Here is an 18,906-nt window from a genome sequence, read left to right on the forward strand (position 1 = left end):
CGGCAGAGCGAGGGTGTCGACTGGTCCCGGCCCTCGTCGTCGAATGGCTCGAATCATTGGTGGACGCGACCTATAGGACGGTCAGCGGCAGCGGGACGCCGCGATCTGTGAAGGAGAAGGTCGCACCGGTACTGAATCGGGTGATCGCGACCTCGGAAGCCTCCACGAAAGGCATTGCCGAGAGCGCGATCTCGATCATCAGGGTGCGGGTGTCGGCGGCAGCGGCCCGCACGAAGAAGCGCGGGTTCACCCCGCGCACCAGTGCGTTCAGTGGTTCGAGGTGGTCGGGATCCAGCAGCGCCGCCCACGCCCCGTCGGCCACCGCGCCGGAGTCGCGTCCGATCCGCAACTCCACCACCGGCTCGCCGCCGGACATCCCGACCGAGGCCTCGACCGCGGAGTACCCCGCCGGATTGAAGACCGGATGGATCCGCAGCACGCGGGCCAGCGCGGCCGTGTCGTCGCCCAGGCCGAGGGCCTTGCGCAGCCGCTCGGAGGTGAGCCCGGCGATCCCGGCGAACTGTTTGCGCGCGATCTCCAGCGCGGTGTCCGCATCGGTCCGGACCTGCACCGCGAAGCGGAATCCGAGCGTCAGCAGATGCTGCTGCAGGCACACCTCGTCGGCGAGCCGCACGAGCGCGGCGTGCGAGAAGTCGGAGAACCGCAGATCGTTCAGCAGCGGTCCCGAATAGTCGTGCCGCCCATCGCCTTCTGGATCGATGGGATCGAGTTCCGTTCGGGCCGCGAACGAGTGCGCGACGACGTCCGCGTCCGGATGCGGTTTCGGCGGCTCGTGGGCCGGATCGATGTCGACCACCCACGCGCACATGGGCGTTCGATCCGCCGGTGTGCGCGGCGGCCGATGCACCGGCCGCACCCGCGCGTGCGGATTCGTCGCCAGCGCGGTCGCGTCGAAGGTGGGGTCCTCGATGTCGTGACACATCGCCACGACGTACTCCGGGCCCATCGGCTCCACATCCAGCAGCGCACCGCAGTGCGCGAGGTGGAATTCGCCGTGATCGTGGTCGTGCACCCGGAAGCGGAAGTCCATGAACTGCGGTGGCGCACCGATATCGAGCTGGAAGCCCTTGAAGATGGAATCGACTCCGTCGCCGGTGATTCCGAGTGCCTCGCGCATCCGGCGGGTGTAGACCGGGCTGGCCAGCTGCCACTCCTCGATCGCGACCCCGGTCATGCCCGGGCGGCCGAGCGCGCCCAGCACGTGCGCCATGCCGGATCGGTCGATCAGGTGGCCGCACAGCAGCAGCTCGGGCACCAGCACCGCCAGTTCGGCCCGCGAGAGCGCGGCGAAGCGACTGGTCACCACAGGGGTACCGGTCCCGCCCCGATCCGGCGCCGGCCCGGCAGCGGCGTCCCCGGCACCGAGCTCTCGATCCGCTTCCGCACACCGGGTGAGAGCACGCTGTCCCGACTCATCTCCACGGGTCTCCTTCAGTCGACGGCGGTGTCGTCGTCCACGAGCGACAGCGCCTGGGTCGGGCAGTAGCGGACGGCGGCACGGGCGGCCGTCAGATCGTCACCGGGATCGGTGCGCAGGATCCGCACCTGTCCCTGTTTGGGCACCTCGAACAGCTCCGGGGCTTCGTCCTGGCAGACGGCATGCCCCTGACACAGGTCGATATCCACGACCAGTCGCATCGGACCTCCTCGTTCTCTAACCGGGTGATGTCGTATCGCGCAGGGGCGCTGTTATTTCGTATCGCGCAGGGGCGCTTCGGGTTGCACCTCCACGAGCACGAGATGCGCTCCGCGCGGGGCGGTCACGACCGCGACCACGGCCGAGGCGATGTCGGAGGCGCGCAGGAAGTACGGATGCCGGGCGAAACCCCAGCGCACCCATTCCTCGAGCATCGGCCCGACCACCTCGGGGTCGGCCTGCATGCCCATCCCGGTCTGGGTCTGGCCCGGCCGCACGATGGACGAGCGCACGCCGGTGCCCTCGAGTTCCATCCGCAATTGGGTGGCGAAGGCTTCCACGCCGGTCTTGGCGGCGTTGTAGGCCCCGACGCCGGGGCGGGTGCGGTCGGCGCAATCGGAGCCGATGACCACGAAATCCCCACGGCGGCGCTCGATCATGCCGGGCAGCACCCGGTGCGCGAGCCGCTGCGCGCCGATCAGGTGCACGCGCACCTGCGATTCGAACACCTCGGGATCCATTTCCCAGCCGCGTCCGAACTCCAGATCGCCCGCGCCGGAGACCACGATCTCGATCGAGCCCAGGGCCGCTTCGGCGGCGGCGACGAATTCGTCGACCGACGCGGTGTCACCGACATCCAGCCGGTACGCGAACGCCTCACCGCCGTCGGCGCGGATCTTCTCCGCGAGCGTCTCGCAGATCTCCACGCGCCGCGCGCCGAGTGCGACCGGATGACCGAGTTCGGCCAGGGCCACCGCGGTCGCGGCCCCGATGCCCGAGGAGGCTCCCGCGACCAGCACGGTCCGGCGCCCGGGATGGGCTGGGAATCGTGGCATTACCGAACCTCCACTCGCACCGGCAGTTTCGCGAAGCCGCGCACGTTCACCGAATGCACTCGTTCGATCCCGGCGTGCGAGATCTCGTAGCCCTTGACCCGATCCACGAACTCCCGCAGCACGATTCCCGCTTCCAGTCGCGCCAGATGCGCGCCGAGGCAGAAGTGCACGCCCTTGCCGAAGCTGATCAGCCCCGCCTTGTCGGTCCGTTCGATCTCGTAGCGATCCGGATCGTGGAACACCGCGTCGTCCCGGTTCGCGGATCCGATGAGCAGCAACACCTTCGAACCCTGCGGGATGGTCCGGCCGTAGTACTCGAGGTCGACCGCGGCGGTCCGGGCCAGGATCTGACTGGAGGCGTCGTAGCGCAGCGTCTCCTCGACCCAGTCCTGCACCAACTCCGGATGCTCGGCGACCCGGGCGTACTGATCGGGGTTCTGCCCACCCCAGTACAGGGCGTTGCCCAGCAGTTTCGTGGTGGTCTCGTTGCCCGCGACCACCATCAGGAACATGAAGCCGAGGATCTCGTCCTCGGTCAGGTGATCACCGTCGGCTTCCGCGTCCAGCAGCGCGGAGGTCAGATCCTCGGTGCGGTGCTTGCGGCGTTGCGCGACCATGTCGGCGTAATACCCGAGCAGATGCAGCGCCGCCTCCATGGCCGCGACGGGCACGTCGAGCACGCCCTCCTCGCGGTGCAGCAGCAGATCCGCCAGGCGGCGCAGCTCATCGCGATCGGCCTCGGGGACGCCGAGCAGTTCGGAGATGACGTCCATGGGCACCTGGCCCGCGACGTCGTCGATCCAGTCGAATCCGCCACGCTCCAGGGCCGGTTCGAGATACTGCAGCGTGATCTGCCGGATGCGGTCGGTCATCTCGGTGACGCGACGCGGGGTGAAGCCCTGGTAGACCAGTTTCCGCAGGCGCAGATGCGCCGGATCGTCCATGGCCAGGAAGGACATGGTCCGGTGTGCGTGCGGACCCCAGGCGGCCGGATCCAGGGATACGCCGTTGGCGCTCGAGAGCCGCACGTTGTCCCGGAATCCGGCGGACACGTCGACATGGCGCGACAGGGCCCAGAAGTCCAGTTCGGCATTGTGATAGATCGGCGCCTCGGTGCGCAGCCGCTGGTAGACGGCGTAGGGATCCTCGTGCATCCGATAGTCGTACGGATCGAAGAGCAGCGGCTCGAGGGAGGCTGCGGTCATCGTGTGGGTACCTCGTATTCGATAACGCGTTCATCCGCTCCGATGAACGTCGCCGGCCACTGGAGACATGCGGCTGGACACGTGTCTGTACGGTACTGGCTGGCCGGTACGCTGGCAATGGAATCGAATTATCGATGGAATCCGAGCCATCGAACTGAAACATGTTCTTGCGCGTTCTCCGGCTCCGTACTTATAGTCCGTACACGTGTCCGGACAGCATGGGAGCTACCGATGAGCTCGAGCAACCGCAGTGCCGACGGCGTCTCGCGATCGCTGATCGGCGGCAAGTTCACCCCCGGCGGCGACGGCGTGTTCACCACCCTCGATCGGGCAACCGGCGAGGCAAACGAGACCACACTCATCGCGTTCGGCTGGTGAAGGAGCACGTGTTGGACACAGGGGAAACCCCGGTAGGTTTCATCGGCCTCGGCAATATGGGCGCGCCGATGGCCAAGCGACTGCTGGACTGGCCGGGCGGGCTGGTGGTCTGCGACATGCGCCCGGATGCGCTGCGGCCCTTCACCGATGAGGGCGCCACCGCCGCGGCGTCCGCGGCCGAGGTCGCCGAGCGCTGCGGCGTGGTCTCGATCGTGGTGCTGAACGACGAACAGGTGCGCGCGGTCATCACCGGTCCGGACGGGATTCTGACGACCGCGAAACCCGGCACCGTGATCGCGGTGCACTCCACCATCTCCGATCACACCGCCGTCGCCCTGGCGGCCGAATGCGCCGAGCGCGGAGTGGAATTCGTGGACGCGCCCATCAGCGGTGGTGCGGCCGGCGCGCAACGGGGCGGGCTGGCGGTCATGATCGGCGGCAGCGAGGCCGCCTTCGCGGCGGTGCGCGCACCCTTCTCCAGCTTCGCCTCGCTGCTCGTGCACGCCGGCGAGGTGGGTGCGGGCACTCGAATGAAGCTGGCGCGCAATCTACTTCACTTCATCGCCTTCACCGCGGCATCGGAGGCGCAGCGCTTGGCCGAGGCCGCCGGACTGAACATCACCGAGCTCGGCAAGGTGGTGCGGCACTCCGACTCGCACACCGGCGGACCCGGGGCGATCATGCTGCGCGACACCACGGCCCCGGTGGCGACAGGCGACTTCTGGTTCCCGATCCTGGGGCACGTCCGCGACCTCGGTGAAAAGGATCTGTCCCTGGCTCTCGAGCTGGGCGAACGACTCGATATCGACCTTCCACTGGCCCGGCTCGCACTGGACGGGCTCGGCGACGGGCTCGGCGTGGGACCCGGCGAGATCTCCAAGGAGCACGCATGAGTGACGACCGCCGGGAACGCGGCCTGAAGAAGATGTCCGAGGTGTACGGCTGGGAATTCCAGGACGGACCCGGCGAGCATTTCGCGGTCACCGCCGATCACCTCTTCGCCGATATCTGGTCGCGCCCAGGACTTTCCATCCGGGATCGGCGCCTGCTGCTGATCGGCGCGCTGACCTCGCAGGGTCTGTTCGACGTCGCCGAGATCCAGATCGGCGCGGCCCTGCGCAACGAGGAACTCGACGAGGAGCAACTGCGGGAGATCGCGCTGTTCCTGTGCCATTACGCGGGCTGGCCCGCGGGCACCAAGCTCGACGGCGTCGTCGGCAAGGTGATCGCGCAGGAACGCAAGAACCGCGAGAAGTAGTACCCCGCACGCCGATCCGCCCTTTTTCCACACGTGAGGAATCGAAGAGAACATGGCCGAAACCGCAACCGTACGACCGCTCCCGGCCGCGGAGGTGACCTCCTGGGACTTCGAGGCCGACGTGGTCGTCGTCGGATACGGCATCGCCGGTGTGTGCGCCGCCATCGAGGCCTCCCGTGCGGGGGCCGACGTGCTGGTGGTCGAACGCACCGGTGGGTGGGGCGGCGCGGCCGCCATGTCCGGTGGATTCGTCTACCTGGGCGGCGGGACGGCCCTGCAGCGCAAGCTCGGATTCGACGACACCCCCGAGAACATGGAGAAGTTCCTGACCGCGGCGCTGGGCCCCGGCGTGGACAAGGCCAAGATCCACGACTACTGCCAGGGCAGTGTCGAGCACTTCGACTGGCTGGTCGGCAACGGCGTGCCCTTCAACGAGGTGTTCTGGGGCGAACCGGGTTACGAGCCGCCCGCCGACGAGGGCTTGATGTTCTCCGGCGGCGAGAACGCCGCACCGTTCAACGCCATCGCCGATCCCGCTCCGCGCGGGCATCTGGCCTGGACCAAGGACAAGAAGCTGGGCGAGAAGGGCGGTGGCTACATGCTCATGGAGCCGCTCGCCCAGACCGCCGAAAAGCTCGGCGTGCGACACGAATACGACGTGCGACTGCGTCGATTGATCGTCGACGAGGACGGCCGGGTGGTCGGTGTGGCCGCGACCCGGTACGGCAAGCCGGTGTACGTGCGCGCCGCGCGCGGCGTCGTGCTGGCCACCGGCAGCTTCGCCTACAACCACGAAATGGTGGAGCGCTTCGCCCCCAAGATCTCCGGGCGGCCCGCCGCCACCGTGGAGGAGCACGACGGCATCGGCATCCGGGTCGCGCAGGCGCTCGGCGCGGATCTGGCGCACATGGACGCCACCGAGGTGGCGCTGATCGTGGACCCGCAGGTCGCGGTGCGCGGCATTCTCGTGAACGGCCGCGGCCAGCGGTTCGTCACCGAGGACACCTACCCGGGCCGGATGGGCCAGGCGGTGCTGCAGGATCAGGACAACCAGGCGTATCTGGTCATCGACGAGAACGCGCTGGAGCAGGCGTTCGAGACCAAGTCCTCGATGTCGTTCCTGCGGGTCGCGCCGACCTGGGTGGCCGAAACGGTCGCCGAGCTCGAGGGTGAGATGGGGCTGCCCGCGAACACCCTGCAGAGCACCATCGACCTCTACAACCATCACGCGGAGAACGGCGAGGACCCGTTCCTGCACAAGAAGCCGGAGTGGGTCAAGCCGATCGGGACCCCGCTCGGGGCGTACGACCTGCGCGGATACACCGGCGGATTCACCCTCGGCGGACTGCGGACGGATCTGGATTCGCGGGTGCTGCACATCGACGGAGCGGCGATCGCCGGGCTGTACGCGGCGGGCCGCGTCACCTCCGGCATCTGCGCGGGCGGATACGCCAGCGGCTGTTCGCTCGGCGACGGCAGCTTCTACGGGCGGCGCGCCGGAGTCGCCGCCGCCAAACAACTCTGAGCCTCTCAGACCTGAAAGGAAGTGCTACGCATGCGTTTCGGCATCGTCCTGTTCACCAGCGACCGCGGCATCACGCCGGCGGTCGCCGCCAAGGCCGCGGAGGACCGGGGCTTCGATTCGTTCTACGTCCCCGAGCACACCCACATTCCGGTGAAACGGGAAGCGGCACACCCGCGTACGGGTGACGCCTCGCTGCCCGACGACCGGTACAAGCGCACCCTGGATCCCTGGGTGACGCTGGGCACCATCGCCGCGGTCACCTCGCGGATCGAACTGTCCACGGCGGTGGCGCTGCCGACCGAGAGTGATCCGATCACCCTCGCCAAGACCATCGCCACCCTCGACCATCTCTCGGGTGGTCGTGTCACCATCGGCGCCGGATTCGGCTGGAACACCGATGAACTCACCGATCACGGGGTGCCGGGCAACAAACGGCGCACCGTGCTGCGCGAGTACATGGAGGCCATGCGCGCGCTGTGGACGCAGGAGGAAGCCAGCTACGACGGCGAGTTCGTCTCCTTCGGACCCAGCTGGGCGTACCCGAAGCCGGTGCAGTCGCACGTGCCGCTGCTCATCGGCGCGGGCGGCACGGAGCGCACCTTCAAGTGGATCGCCGCGAACGCCGACGGCTGGATCACCACGCCGTACGAGTCCGATGTGTCGGCGTCCACCGCCCTGCTGATGAAGTCCTGGCAGGAGGCCGGACGCGAGGGCGCGCCCCGGGTGGTGGCGCTGGACGGCAAGCCCGATCCCGAGAAGCTGGCCCGGTGGACCGAGGCCGGGGTCACCGATGTGGTGTACGGGATGCCGGACAAGGACGAGGACGAGGTGCTGCCGTACCTGGATCGCCTGGCGGACAAGCTCGCTCCGCTCGGGCTCACCGTCTGAGGGTCTCGTCCGCGTTCGGTGACGGGCCGGGGCAACCGCGCGGTCCCGGTCCGTTCCACCGTGGGACTCTCCGCCTGCCGAGACTCCGCCTGAAGAGACTCCGCGCGAAGAGACTCCGCCCGCCGATGATGTAACGCCGGGTGCCGGTGAACGACATCACTGCGAAACCTTCCGGCCGTCCACTGTGCCGACGACCGAATCACACTCAGCACCAACAGCTTCCGAATGCCCGAGAAAGGCCGCGCCGTGCGCATTGCTCTGCTGTCCTACCGCAGCAAGACCCACTGTGGCGGGCAGGGCGTCTACGTGCGATATCTGAGCCAGGGGCTCGCGGATCTCGGGCACGAGGTCGAGGTGTTCTCCGGGCAGCCGTATCCGGAGCAGCTCGACCCGCGGGTGCGGCTGACCGAAGTGCCCAGCCTGGACCTGTACCGGGACGAGGATCCGTTCCGCACGCCCCGGCCCGGCGAGATACGGGACGGCATCGATCTGCTCGAACTCGGAACCATGTGGACGGCCGGATTCCCGGAACCGCGCACCTTCAGCCTGCGGGCCGCCAAGCTGTTGCGCTCGCGCGCAGCGGAATTCGATATCGTGCACGACAATCAGTGCCTCGGATACGGGCTGCTCGACATCGCCCGGCATCTCCCCTTGGTGGCGACCATCCACCATCCGATCACCCGGGATCGCGCGGTGGATCTGGCCGACGCGACCTGGCGGCGAAAACCGTTCCTGCGGCGCTGGTACGGATTCCTGGGCATGCAGCAGAAGGTGGCCCGGCAGATTCCGGAACTGATCACCGTGTCCTCGTCCTCGGCCACCGACATCATCGAGGATTTCGGAGTATCGCCCCGGCAGTTGCACACGGTGCCGCTGGGAGTGGACACCGAGTTGTTCCGGCCGCGCGAGCAGCGGCGGGTACCGGGACGGATCGTGGCCGTCGCCAGCGCCGACAAGCCGCTCAAGGGCATCGCGCATCTGCTCAAAGCCGTTGCCCGGCTTCGGCATACCCACGATCTGGAACTCCGGCTGATCGCGAAGCTCGAGGCGAACGGGCCGACCGAGAAGCTGATCGCCGAACTGGGCATCTCCGATATCGTCACGGCCGAGGGCGGGCTGAGCGACGAGGCGCTGGCGCAAGTGCTCGCCTCCGCCGAGATCGCCTGCATTCCGTCCATGTACGAAGGCTTTTCGCTGCCTGCCGTCGAGGCCATGGCCAGCGGTACGCCGCTGGTCGCCAGCCGGGCGGGTGCGCTGCCGGAGGTGGTGGGCGACTGCGCGGAACTGGTCGAGCCGGGCAATGTCGACGAGCTCACCCGCGTGCTCGGCGAACTGCTCCACTCACCGGATCGACTGCACCGCATGGGTATCGACGGACGCCGCCGGGCGCTCGAGGTCTTCAGCTGGGCAGCCGTCGGCGCGCGCACCGTCTCGGTGTACGAGCAGGCCATCGCCCGGCACGGGAGCCGGGCGGTAATCGCGCCGGTCGGAGCCGCCCGATGAATCGGCCCTCCGCACACCGCTGTCCTGTCTCGGCACATCGGCCCGTCGAGCCCGGTCGTCCGATCGCGTCCGGGCGCCGCGCCCGAGCCGCTCGTCCGCTCGGGCCTCGGCATCGGATCGTTGCCCGTCATCCCGTCTCATTCGCGCATCCCGTCTCATTCGCGCACCGCCAGCTCACTCAGGAGAACGCATGCTGACCGTCGACTTCGATCGTCTGGGTGTCCGGCCCGGGAAACGCGTCATCGACGTGGGGTGCGGGGCCGGTCGGCATTCGTTCGAGGCGTATCGGCGCGGGGCGGACATCGTGGCGTTCGACCAGAGCGCCTCCGATCTGGCCGACGTGGACACCATGTTCAAGGCCATGGCGGAGGTCGGCGAGGCGCCCGCGTACGCCAAGGCCGAGACCGTGTGCGGTGACGCTCTGGATCTGCCGTACGGCGACGGCGAATTCGACGTGGTGATCGCCTCGGAGATCCTCGAGCACGTTCCGGCCGACACCCAGGCCATCGCCGAGTTGGTGCGGGTGCTCAAACCCGGTGGGGCGCTGGCTGTCACGGTTCCGCGCTGGCTGCCCGAGCGCATCTGCTGGGCGCTGTCGGATCAGTATCACGCCAACGAGGGCGGACACGTGCGCATCTACCGTGCCGACGAGCTCCGCGACAAGATCACCGCGCGCGGAGTGCGGTTCATCCGCAGCACTCACGCGCACGCGCTGCACTCGCCCTACTGGTGGCTCAAGTGCGCGGTCGGGGTGGAGAACAACGATCATCCGCTGGTCGCGCAATATCACCGGATGCTGGTGTGGGACATGATGTCCGCTCCCGCCCTGACCCGGGTGACCGAGCGTCTGCTGGATCCGCTGATCGGCAAGAGCGTGGCGCTCTACTTCGCCAAACCGTCGGTGCGCTCCACCACACCGGAGGTACGCCGTGCCGGGCGCTGACCTGTCCGCGGTTCCGGCCGTCCCCGGTGTGCTGTCGGCTCGCGATATCCGGCTCAGCGCCGAATCCATCGCCGCCGCACAGGAATCGGACGGAGCGATCCCCTGGTTCACCGGCGGCCACACCGACCCCTGGGATCACGTCGAATCGGCCATGGCGCTCACCGCCGCCGGCCTGCTGGATGAGGCCCGCGACGCCTACACCTGGTCGGCGAAGACGCAGCGCGCCGATGGTTCCTGGCCCACGCAGTTTCGTGACGGCGTCATCGAGAACCACGATGCCGACGCCAACTTCTGCGCGTACCTCGCCACCGGCCTGCGCCACTACCTCACCAGCACAGGCGATTCGGAGTTCGCCGCGCAGCTGTGGCCCGCTGTCCGCGCCGCCGTCGATTTCGTGCTGACCCTGCAACTAGGCCCGCACGGCGAAATCCACTGGTCCCGAAGCGCTCAGGGCACTTCCGGCGAAGCCCTGCTCACCGGCTCCGCCAGCATCTTCCACAGCCTGCGCTGTGCCCTGTCCCTGGCCGACGAACTCAGCGACCCCCAACCCCAATGGGAACTGGCCGCCCTCCGCCTCGGCCATGCCCTGCGCGCGCACCCCGAAGCTTTCCTCGACAAGTCCCGCTACTCCATGGACTGGTACTACCCCATCCTCACCGGAGCCCTGCGCGGCCCGAAAGCCCACGCCCACATAGCAACCCACTGGGACACCTTCGTCCTGCCCGACCTCGGCATCCGCTGCGTCTCCGACGCCCCCTGGGCCACCGGCGCCGAAACCTGCGAACTCGTCCTGACCCTGGACGCGGTGGGCGACACCACCCGAGCCCTGCGCCTGTTCACCGACATGCAGCACCTGCGAGACCCCGACGGTTCCTACTGGACCGGCCTCGTCTACACCGACAACACCCGCTGGCCCGAAGAACGCACCACCTGGACCGCCGCCGCCGTGATCCTCGCCGCCGACGCCCTGTCCCGAACCACCCCCGCCAACAACATCTTCCGAGACCTGGTCCCCGACATCCCCGTCGACCACCGCTGCGACTGCCCCACCCCCCTCGACGCCCGCTCCCGCTGACCGGACGTCAACTCACGACCTATTTCCCCGAGACCGCATCCGTGAACCGATCTCGGCCCGCGCAATCACGCTGCCACTCGATACGGGTCGCCATGCCCGCCGAGCGCCTCCCGAAGTAGGTCCCGAGTTGCCCACCTCCGGGCGGGCAACTCTGTCGGAGATCGTTCGTAGACTTTCGCCATCGGTGATCCGATGTGCTGCGAAAGGGCAATCGTGACAACAGAATCGAAGCATCCGCTGGTCGAGATCATGGCATTGGCGGCGCCGGATCGAGCGGCCCTGACCGAGGCCGTGGAACTGGCCGCGAGAGATCCGGAATCCTATGTGCGCGAACGCCACTGGATCGATCTGGAGCCTGCCGACGAGTTCGTCTGGGAGGCACTGTACGACCAGTTGAGCGAGCCGAGTGACGACGGCGACACCCTGCTCGCGATCTTCGACTGGAAGGACGACGCCGACACCATCCACTCGGGCCTGTTCTACCTGGGTTCCTGCCCGGAAGAATTGGATTGGGAGTGGTTCCCGGCGCGGGTCTCCGCAATGAAGGGAGACCACCCGGGCGATGTCGCGCAGAGCCTGATCTCCGAAATCGGCGAGCGCAGCCACACTCTCGGCTTCAGCCTGCTGAACATCGCCCGAGGCGACAGCTACGTACTGTTCTTCGTCCCCACCGCCGTGGGTCAGCACATCCTGCGCCTGGCCGACAGCGCAGGTCGCGCCCGCGACATCGAGGTCATCCGCAAGCGGTGACTCGGCGGCGCGATCCCCGCCGCCGTGGCGTCTGTTGCGATTGCCTGCCGAACCCTCTCGGGGGTCCTGCGGCTCGGGGTCAGTTGCAGGCGGCGGTGCGTTGCAGGAGGCGGAGGGAGCCGGGGGCGGGGAGTTCGGTGAACTTCTCGGTGGCGAGGGCTCGGCGGTAGATGTTGTGGGGGGCCTGGCCGCCGTCGGCGGGGTCGGGGAAGACGTCGTGGATGGCGAGGAGGCCGCCGCCGGCTATCCAGTGGACCCAGTTGTCGTAGTCGCGCTGGGCCGCTTCCTCGGTGTGGCCGCCGTCGATGAAGAGCATGCGCAGGGGGGTGCGCCAGGAGCGGGCGACGGTGGCGGAGGGGCCGATTACGCCGACGACGGTGTCCGTGAGACCGGCGCGGACGATCGTGCGGCGGAAGGTGGCGACGGTGTCGAAGACGCCGGTTTCGGGGTCCACGAGGGAGGTGTCGTGGTACTCCCAGCCGGGCTGGTGCTCTTCGGAACCGGAGTGGTGGTCGACGGTGAAGACGGTCGCGCCGGTTTCGCGAGCGGCGGCGCCGAGGTAGACCGCCGACTTGCCGCAGTAGGTGCCGATTTCCAGGATGACGCCGTCACCGGCGTAGGTGCGAGCGGCCTCGAAGAGGGCGCGACCTTCCTCCGGCGGCATGAATCCGGTGACCTGTTCGGCGAAGGCGAACAATTCGGTGGAGTCGGCGGGAACCTTGCCGGAAACCTCGGCGTGCGTCATACGAAAACCTTTCTGGGGCGCACGCATTCATATGCTTCACGCATACGGCGAGTTGCCCGGAGAGCCGATTGATAGTAGCATCCGGACACGTGTCTGATAAGCAGTCTTCCCGGTTGGTGGTGAATATGGAGCCCGTGGTCGTCAACCGCGAAGCAACGCGGCGACGCCTTACCGAGAAGCAGGCCGACACGGTCGACAAGCTCACTCGGGCGGCGATGGAAGTGCTGTCCCGAGAGGGTTTCGCGGGGCTCACCGTCCGGATGGTGGCCGCGTCCGCCGGTGTCGGCACCGCCACCGCGTACACCTACTTCTCCTCCAAGGAACACCTGGTGGCGGAGATGTTCTGGCGTCGACTTGCGGCCACCCCGGCGCCCTCCGACGAGACCGTCACCGACACCACCGCGCGGGCGGTCGCCGTCCTGCGGCAGATCGCGCTGCTGGTGGCCGACGAACCCGAACTCGCGGGCGCGGTGACGAGCGCACTGCTGGGCACCGACCCGGATGTGGCGCACCTGCGGCTGCGCATCGGCACCGAGATCCGCACCCGGCTCGTCGACGCGCTCGGCGCGAACGCCGATCCGGAAACCGTGGAGACGCTCGAATTGCTCTACGCGGGTGCGCTGGTGCGCGCGGGCATGGGCTACGCCTCCTACACCGAGATCGCGGACCGGCTCGAGGGTGCGGCCCTGCGGGTGCTGCAGGACTGAGCACCGCACGTATGCCGCGGGGCGTCGTCGCCTCGTGTTCCTCGATTTCGCGTAATCCGATGCCGGGCAATGACTCCGGTAGTACCTTCCGAGCAGGTGTCCGCTCCGGCGCGGGAGGCTCGCGATGACTCTGGCCCGGCCCCGTCAGGTCTCCGGCGGCGTACCCCCGCAGGGCCATCTGGAGGAATTCCGCACCGACCCTCTCGCGCTCCTGCGGCGGGTGTGCGCCGAATGTGGTGCGGTGGGGGCTTTTCGGCTCGGCGAGCGGGACGTCATCCTGCTGTCCGATGCGAAGGCAGCCGAGCTCGTCTTCCGCGCCGACCACTGCGAGTTGGAGCACGCCGCCGCGTATCCGTACATCGAGCCCATCTTCGGTACGGACGTGGTGTTCGACGTATTGGCGGAACACTTCAGGGACGTGCCGAACAGGCCGACCCTGCACGCCCGATGCCCCGACAGCTCAGATCGGCAACCGTCCGGTTCCGATGGTTCAGGCCCGCACTCCTCCGGTCCTGACAGCTCAGGCCCATATCCCTACGGTCCCAACAGCTCAGGCCCGGACAGCTCCGATCCCGACAGCCCACGGCCTCAACCCTCCGATCCCGACCGCTCAGGTCTCGACGGCTCCGACCCGCACGGCTTCGACCCCCGCGAGTCGACCTCGCGGGCCGAGCAGCTGTGCCGGCACGCTGCCATTGTCGCCCGCGAGGTGGATCGCATGGTCGCGGAATGGGGTGAACGCGGCGAGGTGGATCTTCTCGAATTCTGCTCGGAGCTCATCGTTTACAGTCTGTCGGCCTGCCTGATCGGGACGCGGTTCCGGGACGAACTCGATGGGCGTTTCGCGCGTCTTCTTCGTGAGCTGGAGCGCGGCAGCGATGCCTACTGCTACGTGGACCCACGCGCCGATATCGATAACTTCCGCCGCCGGGACGACGCCCGCTGGCAACTGGTGAAGCGGGTACGGCATGTCATGGCCTGCCGGCTCGCGGATCCGCTCGCCGCAGCGGACGAACCGGACCTGCTGGATGTGGCGATGGCGGTCCGGGACGAGCACGATCACCGGCGCTTCTCCCCCAGCGAGATCGCCGGAGCCGTCATCTCGATGATGTTCAGCGGGCACCACGCCATCTCGACGACCGCCACCTGGACGATCGTCGAACTGCTGCGGCACCCCGCGATCATGCAAGACCTGGTCGCCGAACTCGACGGGCTCGGCACGGACGGCACGGACGGCACGGACGGCACGGACACGAGTCTTCTTGCCCTGCCGCACAATCCACTACTGGAGGCGGCGCTGGCGGACGTGCTGCGCCTGCATCCCCCGCTCGTCCTCCTGATGCGAGTCGCCCGGGCGGAGTCGGAGGTGTGCGGGCACCGAATCACCCCCGGTGACCTCATCGCCACCACATCCGATGTCGCCCAGCGAATTCCGCGGAACCTCCCGGATCCCACCCGGTTCGACCCGAGCCGCTACCCGACCCCGGATCCACTCACCCGCTGGACCCGGCTCTCGTCCACGGGACCGCACAGCGCAGATCCGGCCTTCACGCTCGTGCACCTGAAGACCATCGTCTCGACCCTGTTGCGAGACTGGGAATTCGAGCTGTCCCAGCCATCGACCAGCTACCGTGCCGACCACTCCAGAATCCTGGTCGGGCTCCGGCAGCCGTGCACGGTCCGCTACCGGCGGCGCACACGCGCCCCCGGCAGTCCCGCGGGAACTTAGAGCGCGCCCTCGATGGCCGCGATCACGCTCGCGTCCTTGGGGTCGGTGCGCGGGCGAACGCGCGCGATGACCGCGCCGTCACGGCCGATCACGAACTTCTCGAAGTTCCACTGGATGTCCCCGGCCTCGCCCGCGCCGTCGGCCACCTGGGTCAGCTCCTGGTAGAGCGGGCTGCGCCCCTCACCGTTCACCTCGACCTTCTCCAACAGCGGGAAGTCGACGCCGTAGGTGGTGGAGCAGAACTCGGCGATCTCCTCGGCGGTGCCGGGTTCCTGGCCCATGAACTGGTTGCACGGCACGCCGACCACGGTGAAGCCCTGCGGCCCGTAGGTCTGCTGCAGTTCGACCAGGCCGGAGTACTGCGGGGTCAGCCCGCACTTGGAGGCGACGTTGACCAGCAGCACGACCTTGTCGCCGGCCAGCTCGGCCAGCGTCGTGGGCTTGTCGGACAGAGTGCGCAGCGGAATCTCACGAAGGTTGGTCACAAGCACGAATACTAGAACGAGTTCGTGAACACCACCGGTCAGCCGTAGCTGACCTGCCAATGCTTGAGGCCGTTGATCCAGCCGTGGCGCAGCCGCTCGGGCGGCGCGACCTCGGTGATCTCGGGCATCGCGTCGGCTATCGCATTGAACATCAGGTCGATTTCCAGTCGAGCCAGATTCGCCCCGACGCAGAAGTGCGCGCCGGTGCCGCCGAAACCGACGTGCGGATTGGGATCGCGCAGCACGTCGAAGTCGAACGGATTCCGGAACACCTCCTCGTCGAAGTTGGCGGAACTGTAGAACAACCCGACGCGGTCGCCCGCGCGGATCGACTGCCCGCCGAGTTCGACATCCTCGACCGCCGTGCGCTGGAATACCGTCACCGGCGTCCCCCACCGCACGATCTCGTCCGGCGCTGTGCGCGGTCGCTGATCGCGATACAGCTTCCACTGATCGGGATGGTCCACAAAGGCTTTCATGCCGTGCGTGATGGCGTTGCGGGTGGTTTCGTTGCCCGCCACCGACAACAGGATGACGAAGAATCCGAATTCGTCCGAACCCAGTGCCTCACCGTCGATATCGGCCGTCACCAACTGGCTGACGATGTCGTCCACCGGCCGGGCCCGGCGCTGCTCGGCCATGTTGTAGGCGTACCCGAGCAGCTCGGCGTTGGCCGCCATGGAGTCGTCGCCGTATTCCGGATCGTCGTAGTTGAGCAGCTGATTGGACCAGGCGAAGAGCTTGTGCCGATCGTCCTGCGGAACACCGAGCAGTTCCGCGATGGCCTGCAGCGGAAGTTCGCACGCGATCTGCTGCACGAAATCGCCACCGCCGCTTGCCTTCGCCTCGTGCACGATGGCAGCGGCGCGCTCGGTGAGCGCGTTGCGCAATCCCTCCACCGCGCGCGGGGTGAAACCCTGGGAGATGATCCGCCGGATCTTGGTGTGCTTGGGCGGATCCATATTCACCAGGAGCGCGTCGAAGGCCAGTTCCAGCTGCTCTCGCGTCTGGTCGCCCCGCATTCCGATGATCGAGCCGTTGCGATGCGAGGACCACAGATCCGACCGGCGGGAGATCTCCTTGACGTCCTCGTGCCGGGTGATCGCCCAGTAGCCGCCGTCGGTGAACGGGGCGGCCCGTTCGGGGGTCTGAGCGTTCCACCAGACCGGGCTGGTGCGGCGCAGCGCGGCGAATTCCGCGGCCGGACTGCGATCGGCCCAGAGTGCGGGATCGGTGAAATCGAATCCGGCGGGCAATGACGGAACAGACACTGTTCCTCCTAGGGGCTTACGCCGCTATGATCTCGGAATTGGAACGTGTTTCACATCGATTGAACCATGAGGACGCCCGGTCGGGCGGCGTTTTCCGGCCTTCGGACGCACCGGCCCACCCCACTCCGGACGCCCACCACCCGGCCCCACCATCACTAGAACTCGTTCATGGAACGCAGGTCAGCGCTCCGTCATTGGAAAACAGCCCTGAAGTCAATCTTCTCGCTGGACATGACGTCCACTATTTGCGAAGACTAGAACTTGTTCTACAGTGATTCCAGGCACACTCGAGGATGAGGTACTGACATGACTTCTCCGCGCTCCGCGGACGCCGCCACCGAAGCCGATTACGTCGTTGTTGGCGCGGGTAGCGCCGGCGCGATCGTGGCTGGTCGACTCGCCGAGCGCGGCGCCAGCGTGATCCTGCTGGAGGCCGGACGCAAGGACAACACCCGCCTGGTCACCATGCCGGGTGCGATCAGCATGGTGCACACCGTCCCGCAGCTGAAGAAGCGCGTGACCTGGAAGCAGTTCTCCACCCCGCAGAAGCACGCCAACGACCGCCTCATCCCGATGACGCGCGGCAAGGTGCTCGGTGGATCCAGCTCCGTCAACGGCATGCTCTACGTGCGCGGCAACCGCGCCAACTACGACTCCTGGGCCGCCGAGGGCAACACCGGCTGGAGCTACGAGGACGTGCTGCCCGCCTACAAGCGCCTGGAGAACTGGCAGGACGGCGCGAGCGAGCTGCGCGGCGCCGGCGGCCCGATCGAGGTCACCCGGCAGCAGGACCTGACGCCGATCGCCCAGGAATTCATGGTCGCGGCGTCGGAGACCCTCGGCGCCCCGATCATCGAGGACTACAACGGCGCGTCGCAGGAAGGCATCTCGATCTTCCAGCAGAGCGTCAAGAACGGTCTGCGCTACAGCTCTTCTCGCGGCTACATCACCGATCGGCCGAACAAGAACCTGACGGTGGTGACCCACGCGCACGCCACCCGGGTCGTCATCGAGAAGGGCCGCGCCACCGGCGTGGAGATCGTGGAGAAGAACGGCAGCCGCCGGGTGGTGCGCGCGGCCAAGGAGGTCATCGTCTCCGGTGGCGTCGTCGGCTCGCCGCAGCTGCTCATGCTCTCGGGCGTCGGCCCGGCCGCGCAGCTGCGTGAACTCGGCATCGAGGTGCACTCGGACCTGCCCGTCGGGCAGAACCTGCACGACCACCTGTTCGTCCCGATGACCTACATCTCCAAAAAGGCTGTCCACCGCGGCATTCCGACCCACTTCGCCAGCGGCATCATGCAGGAGCTGGCCCGCCCGGGCAGCTCCTGGATGGGCCGCACCGTGTTCGAGGCGTGCGGCTTCGTCAAGACGAAGTTCGCCGAGGGCGAGTACCCGGACATGCAGATCCACACCCTGCCGTGGAGCTACCCGATCCCGAACCAGGACGAGGACAAGCTGCACCTGGTCGACCGGCGGCCCGGGTTCACCATCTTCCCGAGCCTCATCTACCCCAAGAGCCGCGGCGAACTGCGACTGGCCTCGAACGATCCGTTCGCCTCGCCCCTCATCGACCCGGGTTACCTGAGCGATCCGCGGGATACCGAATTCCTCGTCGAGGGCATCCGGATGATCCGGGAGATCATGGCGCACAGCAGCATTGCCGGTGACTGGACCGAGGAGCTCGCCCCCGGGCCCGCGCTGCAGGACGAGGCCGCGCTGCGGGCCGAACTGCCCAACCGCGTGCACTCGATCTACCACCCGGTCGGCACCTGCCGCATGGGCGTGGACGAGCGCGCCGTCGTCGACCCGACGCTGCGGGTGAACGGCATCGAGGGCCTGCGCGTGGCGGACGCCTCGATCATGCCGAGCATCACCGGCGGCAACACCAACGCGCCGAGCTACATGATCGGCGAGAAGTGCGTGGAGTTCATCGACGTGTAGTCCCCTGCTA

Annotated in this window: 19 protein-coding genes; 12 read left to right on the plus strand and 7 right to left on the minus strand. The window is 67.8% G+C overall.

Annotation, left to right across the window (positions count from 1 at the left end; genetic code table 11):
* Window positions 1-70: 70 nt before the first annotated feature.
* The 4 genes from NJ1_RS30385 to NJ1_RS30400 form a co-directional block, all read right to left on the minus strand.
* Window positions 71-1,324 (minus strand): hypothetical protein, encoded by a 1,254-nt coding sequence (locus NJ1_RS30385; RefSeq protein WP_439957702.1) that lies wholly within the window; start codon window positions 1,322-1,324, stop codon window positions 71-73.
* A gap of 128 nt (window positions 1,325-1,452) precedes the next feature.
* Entirely contained in the window at window positions 1,453-1,659 is a 207-nt protein-coding gene (locus NJ1_RS30390) for a ferredoxin (RefSeq protein ID WP_067701050.1), read from the minus strand.
* A gap of 51 nt (window positions 1,660-1,710) precedes the next feature.
* Complete coding sequence (locus NJ1_RS30395; protein WP_067701053.1) at window positions 1,711-2,493, minus strand: SDR family oxidoreductase; 783 nt, start codon at window positions 2,491-2,493, stop codon at window positions 1,711-1,713.
* Window positions 2,493-3,698 (minus strand): cytochrome P450, encoded by a 1,206-nt coding sequence (locus NJ1_RS30400; protein ID WP_067701056.1) that lies wholly within the window; start codon window positions 3,696-3,698, stop codon window positions 2,493-2,495. The genes NJ1_RS30395 and NJ1_RS30400 overlap by 1 nt, the downstream gene beginning before the upstream one ends.
* Before the next feature lie 231 nt (window positions 3,699-3,929).
* On the opposite strand from NJ1_RS30400, the gene NJ1_RS40710 reads away from it, so the two are divergent.
* From NJ1_RS40710 to NJ1_RS30440, 9 genes are all read left to right on the plus strand, one after another.
* Window positions 3,930-4,076 (plus strand): hypothetical protein, encoded by a 147-nt coding sequence (locus tag NJ1_RS40710; RefSeq protein ID WP_245717655.1) that lies wholly within the window; start codon window positions 3,930-3,932, stop codon window positions 4,074-4,076.
* 11 nt (window positions 4,077-4,087) lie between these two features.
* Window positions 4,088-4,969 (plus strand): NAD(P)-dependent oxidoreductase, encoded by an 882-nt coding sequence (locus NJ1_RS30405; RefSeq protein WP_281202179.1) that lies wholly within the window; start codon window positions 4,088-4,090, stop codon window positions 4,967-4,969.
* Entirely contained in the window at window positions 4,966-5,334 is a 369-nt protein-coding gene (locus NJ1_RS30410) for a carboxymuconolactone decarboxylase family protein (protein ID WP_067701059.1), read from the plus strand. The genes NJ1_RS30405 and NJ1_RS30410 overlap by 4 nt, the downstream gene beginning before the upstream one ends.
* Before the next feature lie 52 nt (window positions 5,335-5,386).
* Window positions 5,387-6,859 (plus strand): FAD-dependent oxidoreductase, encoded by a 1,473-nt coding sequence (locus NJ1_RS30415; RefSeq protein WP_067701062.1) that lies wholly within the window; start codon window positions 5,387-5,389, stop codon window positions 6,857-6,859.
* A 30-nt stretch (window positions 6,860-6,889) separates the two neighbouring features.
* Window positions 6,890-7,747 carry an LLM class F420-dependent oxidoreductase gene (locus NJ1_RS30420; RefSeq protein WP_067701065.1) on the plus strand — a complete coding sequence of 286 codons (858 nt, stop codon included), beginning with the start codon at window positions 6,890-6,892 and terminating at the stop codon, window positions 7,745-7,747.
* Window positions 7,748-7,993: 246 nt separating this feature from the next.
* Complete coding sequence (locus tag NJ1_RS30425; RefSeq protein WP_067701238.1) at window positions 7,994-9,250, plus strand: glycosyltransferase family 4 protein; 1,257 nt, start codon at window positions 7,994-7,996, stop codon at window positions 9,248-9,250.
* A gap of 190 nt (window positions 9,251-9,440) precedes the next feature.
* On the plus strand, window positions 9,441-10,193 hold the full coding sequence (locus NJ1_RS30430; protein ID WP_067701068.1) for a class I SAM-dependent methyltransferase: 753 nt from the start codon (window positions 9,441-9,443) through the stop codon (window positions 10,191-10,193).
* Window positions 10,180-11,268: a glucosidase family protein gene (locus NJ1_RS30435; RefSeq protein WP_067701071.1), complete on the plus strand. Its 1,089-nt coding sequence runs from the start codon at window positions 10,180-10,182 to the stop codon at window positions 11,266-11,268. Before NJ1_RS30430 ends, NJ1_RS30435 begins: the two co-directional genes overlap by 14 nt.
* Before the next feature lie 213 nt (window positions 11,269-11,481).
* Window positions 11,482-12,018, plus strand: a complete 537-nt coding sequence (locus NJ1_RS30440) for a DUF6630 family protein (protein ID WP_067701074.1) — start codon at window positions 11,482-11,484, stop codon at window positions 12,016-12,018.
* 79 nt (window positions 12,019-12,097) lie between these two features.
* Here the strand turns inward: NJ1_RS30440 and NJ1_RS30445 are convergent, their stop codons facing one another.
* Window positions 12,098-12,763 carry a class I SAM-dependent methyltransferase gene (locus tag NJ1_RS30445; protein ID WP_067701077.1) on the minus strand — a complete coding sequence of 222 codons (666 nt, stop codon included), beginning with the start codon at window positions 12,761-12,763 and terminating at the stop codon, window positions 12,098-12,100.
* A gap of 125 nt (window positions 12,764-12,888) precedes the next feature.
* Here NJ1_RS30445 and NJ1_RS30450 point away from each other — a divergent pair, with 125 nt between their 5' ends.
* Window positions 12,889-13,470, plus strand: a complete 582-nt coding sequence (locus NJ1_RS30450) for a TetR/AcrR family transcriptional regulator (protein WP_067701241.1) — start codon at window positions 12,889-12,891, stop codon at window positions 13,468-13,470.
* Between the two features lie 124 nt (window positions 13,471-13,594).
* Window positions 13,595-15,199, plus strand: a complete 1,605-nt coding sequence (locus tag NJ1_RS30455; RefSeq protein WP_067701080.1) for a cytochrome P450 — start codon at window positions 13,595-13,597, stop codon at window positions 15,197-15,199.
* Here the strand turns inward: NJ1_RS30455 and NJ1_RS30460 are convergent.
* Window positions 15,196-15,660 carry a glutathione peroxidase gene (locus tag NJ1_RS30460; RefSeq protein ID WP_084479032.1) on the minus strand — a complete coding sequence of 155 codons (465 nt, stop codon included), beginning with the start codon at window positions 15,658-15,660 and terminating at the stop codon, window positions 15,196-15,198. The two genes, NJ1_RS30455 and NJ1_RS30460, sit on opposite strands and share 4 nt — an antisense overlap.
* A 62-nt stretch (window positions 15,661-15,722) precedes the next feature.
* Window positions 15,723-16,955, minus strand: coding sequence for a cytochrome P450 (locus NJ1_RS30465; protein WP_067701086.1), 1,233 nt, complete (start codon window positions 16,953-16,955; stop codon window positions 15,723-15,725).
* 306 nt (window positions 16,956-17,261) lie between these two features.
* Between NJ1_RS30465 and NJ1_RS30470 the strand changes: the two genes are divergently transcribed.
* The gene (locus NJ1_RS30470) at window positions 17,262-18,896 is read left to right on the plus strand and encodes a GMC family oxidoreductase (protein WP_067701089.1); all 1,635 of its coding nucleotides are present in this window, start codon (window positions 17,262-17,264) and stop codon (window positions 18,894-18,896) included.
* The last annotated feature ends 10 nt before the right edge of the window (window positions 18,897-18,906 follow it).

It is taken from the genome of Nocardia jejuensis NBRC 103114 (assembly GCF_001613145.1).
GTDB classification, from domain to species: Bacteria; Actinomycetota; Actinomycetes; order Mycobacteriales; family Mycobacteriaceae; genus Nocardia; species Nocardia jejuensis.

Bases quoted from the DNA above. Each gene is read 5' to 3' on its own strand.
- NJ1_RS30390 (WP_067701050.1), bottom strand. From the start codon at position 1,659: ATGCGACTGGTCGTGGATATCGACCTGTGTCAGGGGCATGCCGTCTGC.
- NJ1_RS30395 (WP_067701053.1), bottom strand. From the start codon at position 2,493: ATGCCACGATTCCCAGCCCATCCCGGGCGCCGGACCGTGCTGGTCGCG.
- NJ1_RS30400 (WP_067701056.1), bottom strand. From the start codon at position 3,698: ATGACCGCAGCCTCCCTCGAGCCGCTGCTCTTCGATCCGTACGACTAT.
- NJ1_RS40710 (WP_245717655.1), top strand. From the start codon at position 3,930: ATGAGCTCGAGCAACCGCAGTGCCGACGGCGTCTCGCGATCGCTGATC.
- NJ1_RS30410 (WP_067701059.1), top strand. From the start codon at position 4,966: ATGAGTGACGACCGCCGGGAACGCGGCCTGAAGAAGATGTCCGAGGTG.
- NJ1_RS30415 (WP_067701062.1), top strand. From the start codon at position 5,387: ATGGCCGAAACCGCAACCGTACGACCGCTCCCGGCCGCGGAGGTGACC.
- NJ1_RS30420 (WP_067701065.1), top strand. From the start codon at position 6,890: ATGCGTTTCGGCATCGTCCTGTTCACCAGCGACCGCGGCATCACGCCG.
- NJ1_RS30430 (WP_067701068.1), top strand. From the start codon at position 9,441: ATGCTGACCGTCGACTTCGATCGTCTGGGTGTCCGGCCCGGGAAACGC.
- NJ1_RS30445 (WP_067701077.1), bottom strand. From the start codon at position 12,763: ATGACGCACGCCGAGGTTTCCGGCAAGGTTCCCGCCGACTCCACCGAA.
- NJ1_RS30450 (WP_067701241.1), top strand. From the start codon at position 12,889: ATGGAGCCCGTGGTCGTCAACCGCGAAGCAACGCGGCGACGCCTTACC.
- NJ1_RS30455 (WP_067701080.1), top strand. From the start codon at position 13,595: ATGACTCTGGCCCGGCCCCGTCAGGTCTCCGGCGGCGTACCCCCGCAG.
- NJ1_RS30470 (WP_067701089.1), top strand. From the start codon at position 17,262: ATGACTTCTCCGCGCTCCGCGGACGCCGCCACCGAAGCCGATTACGTC.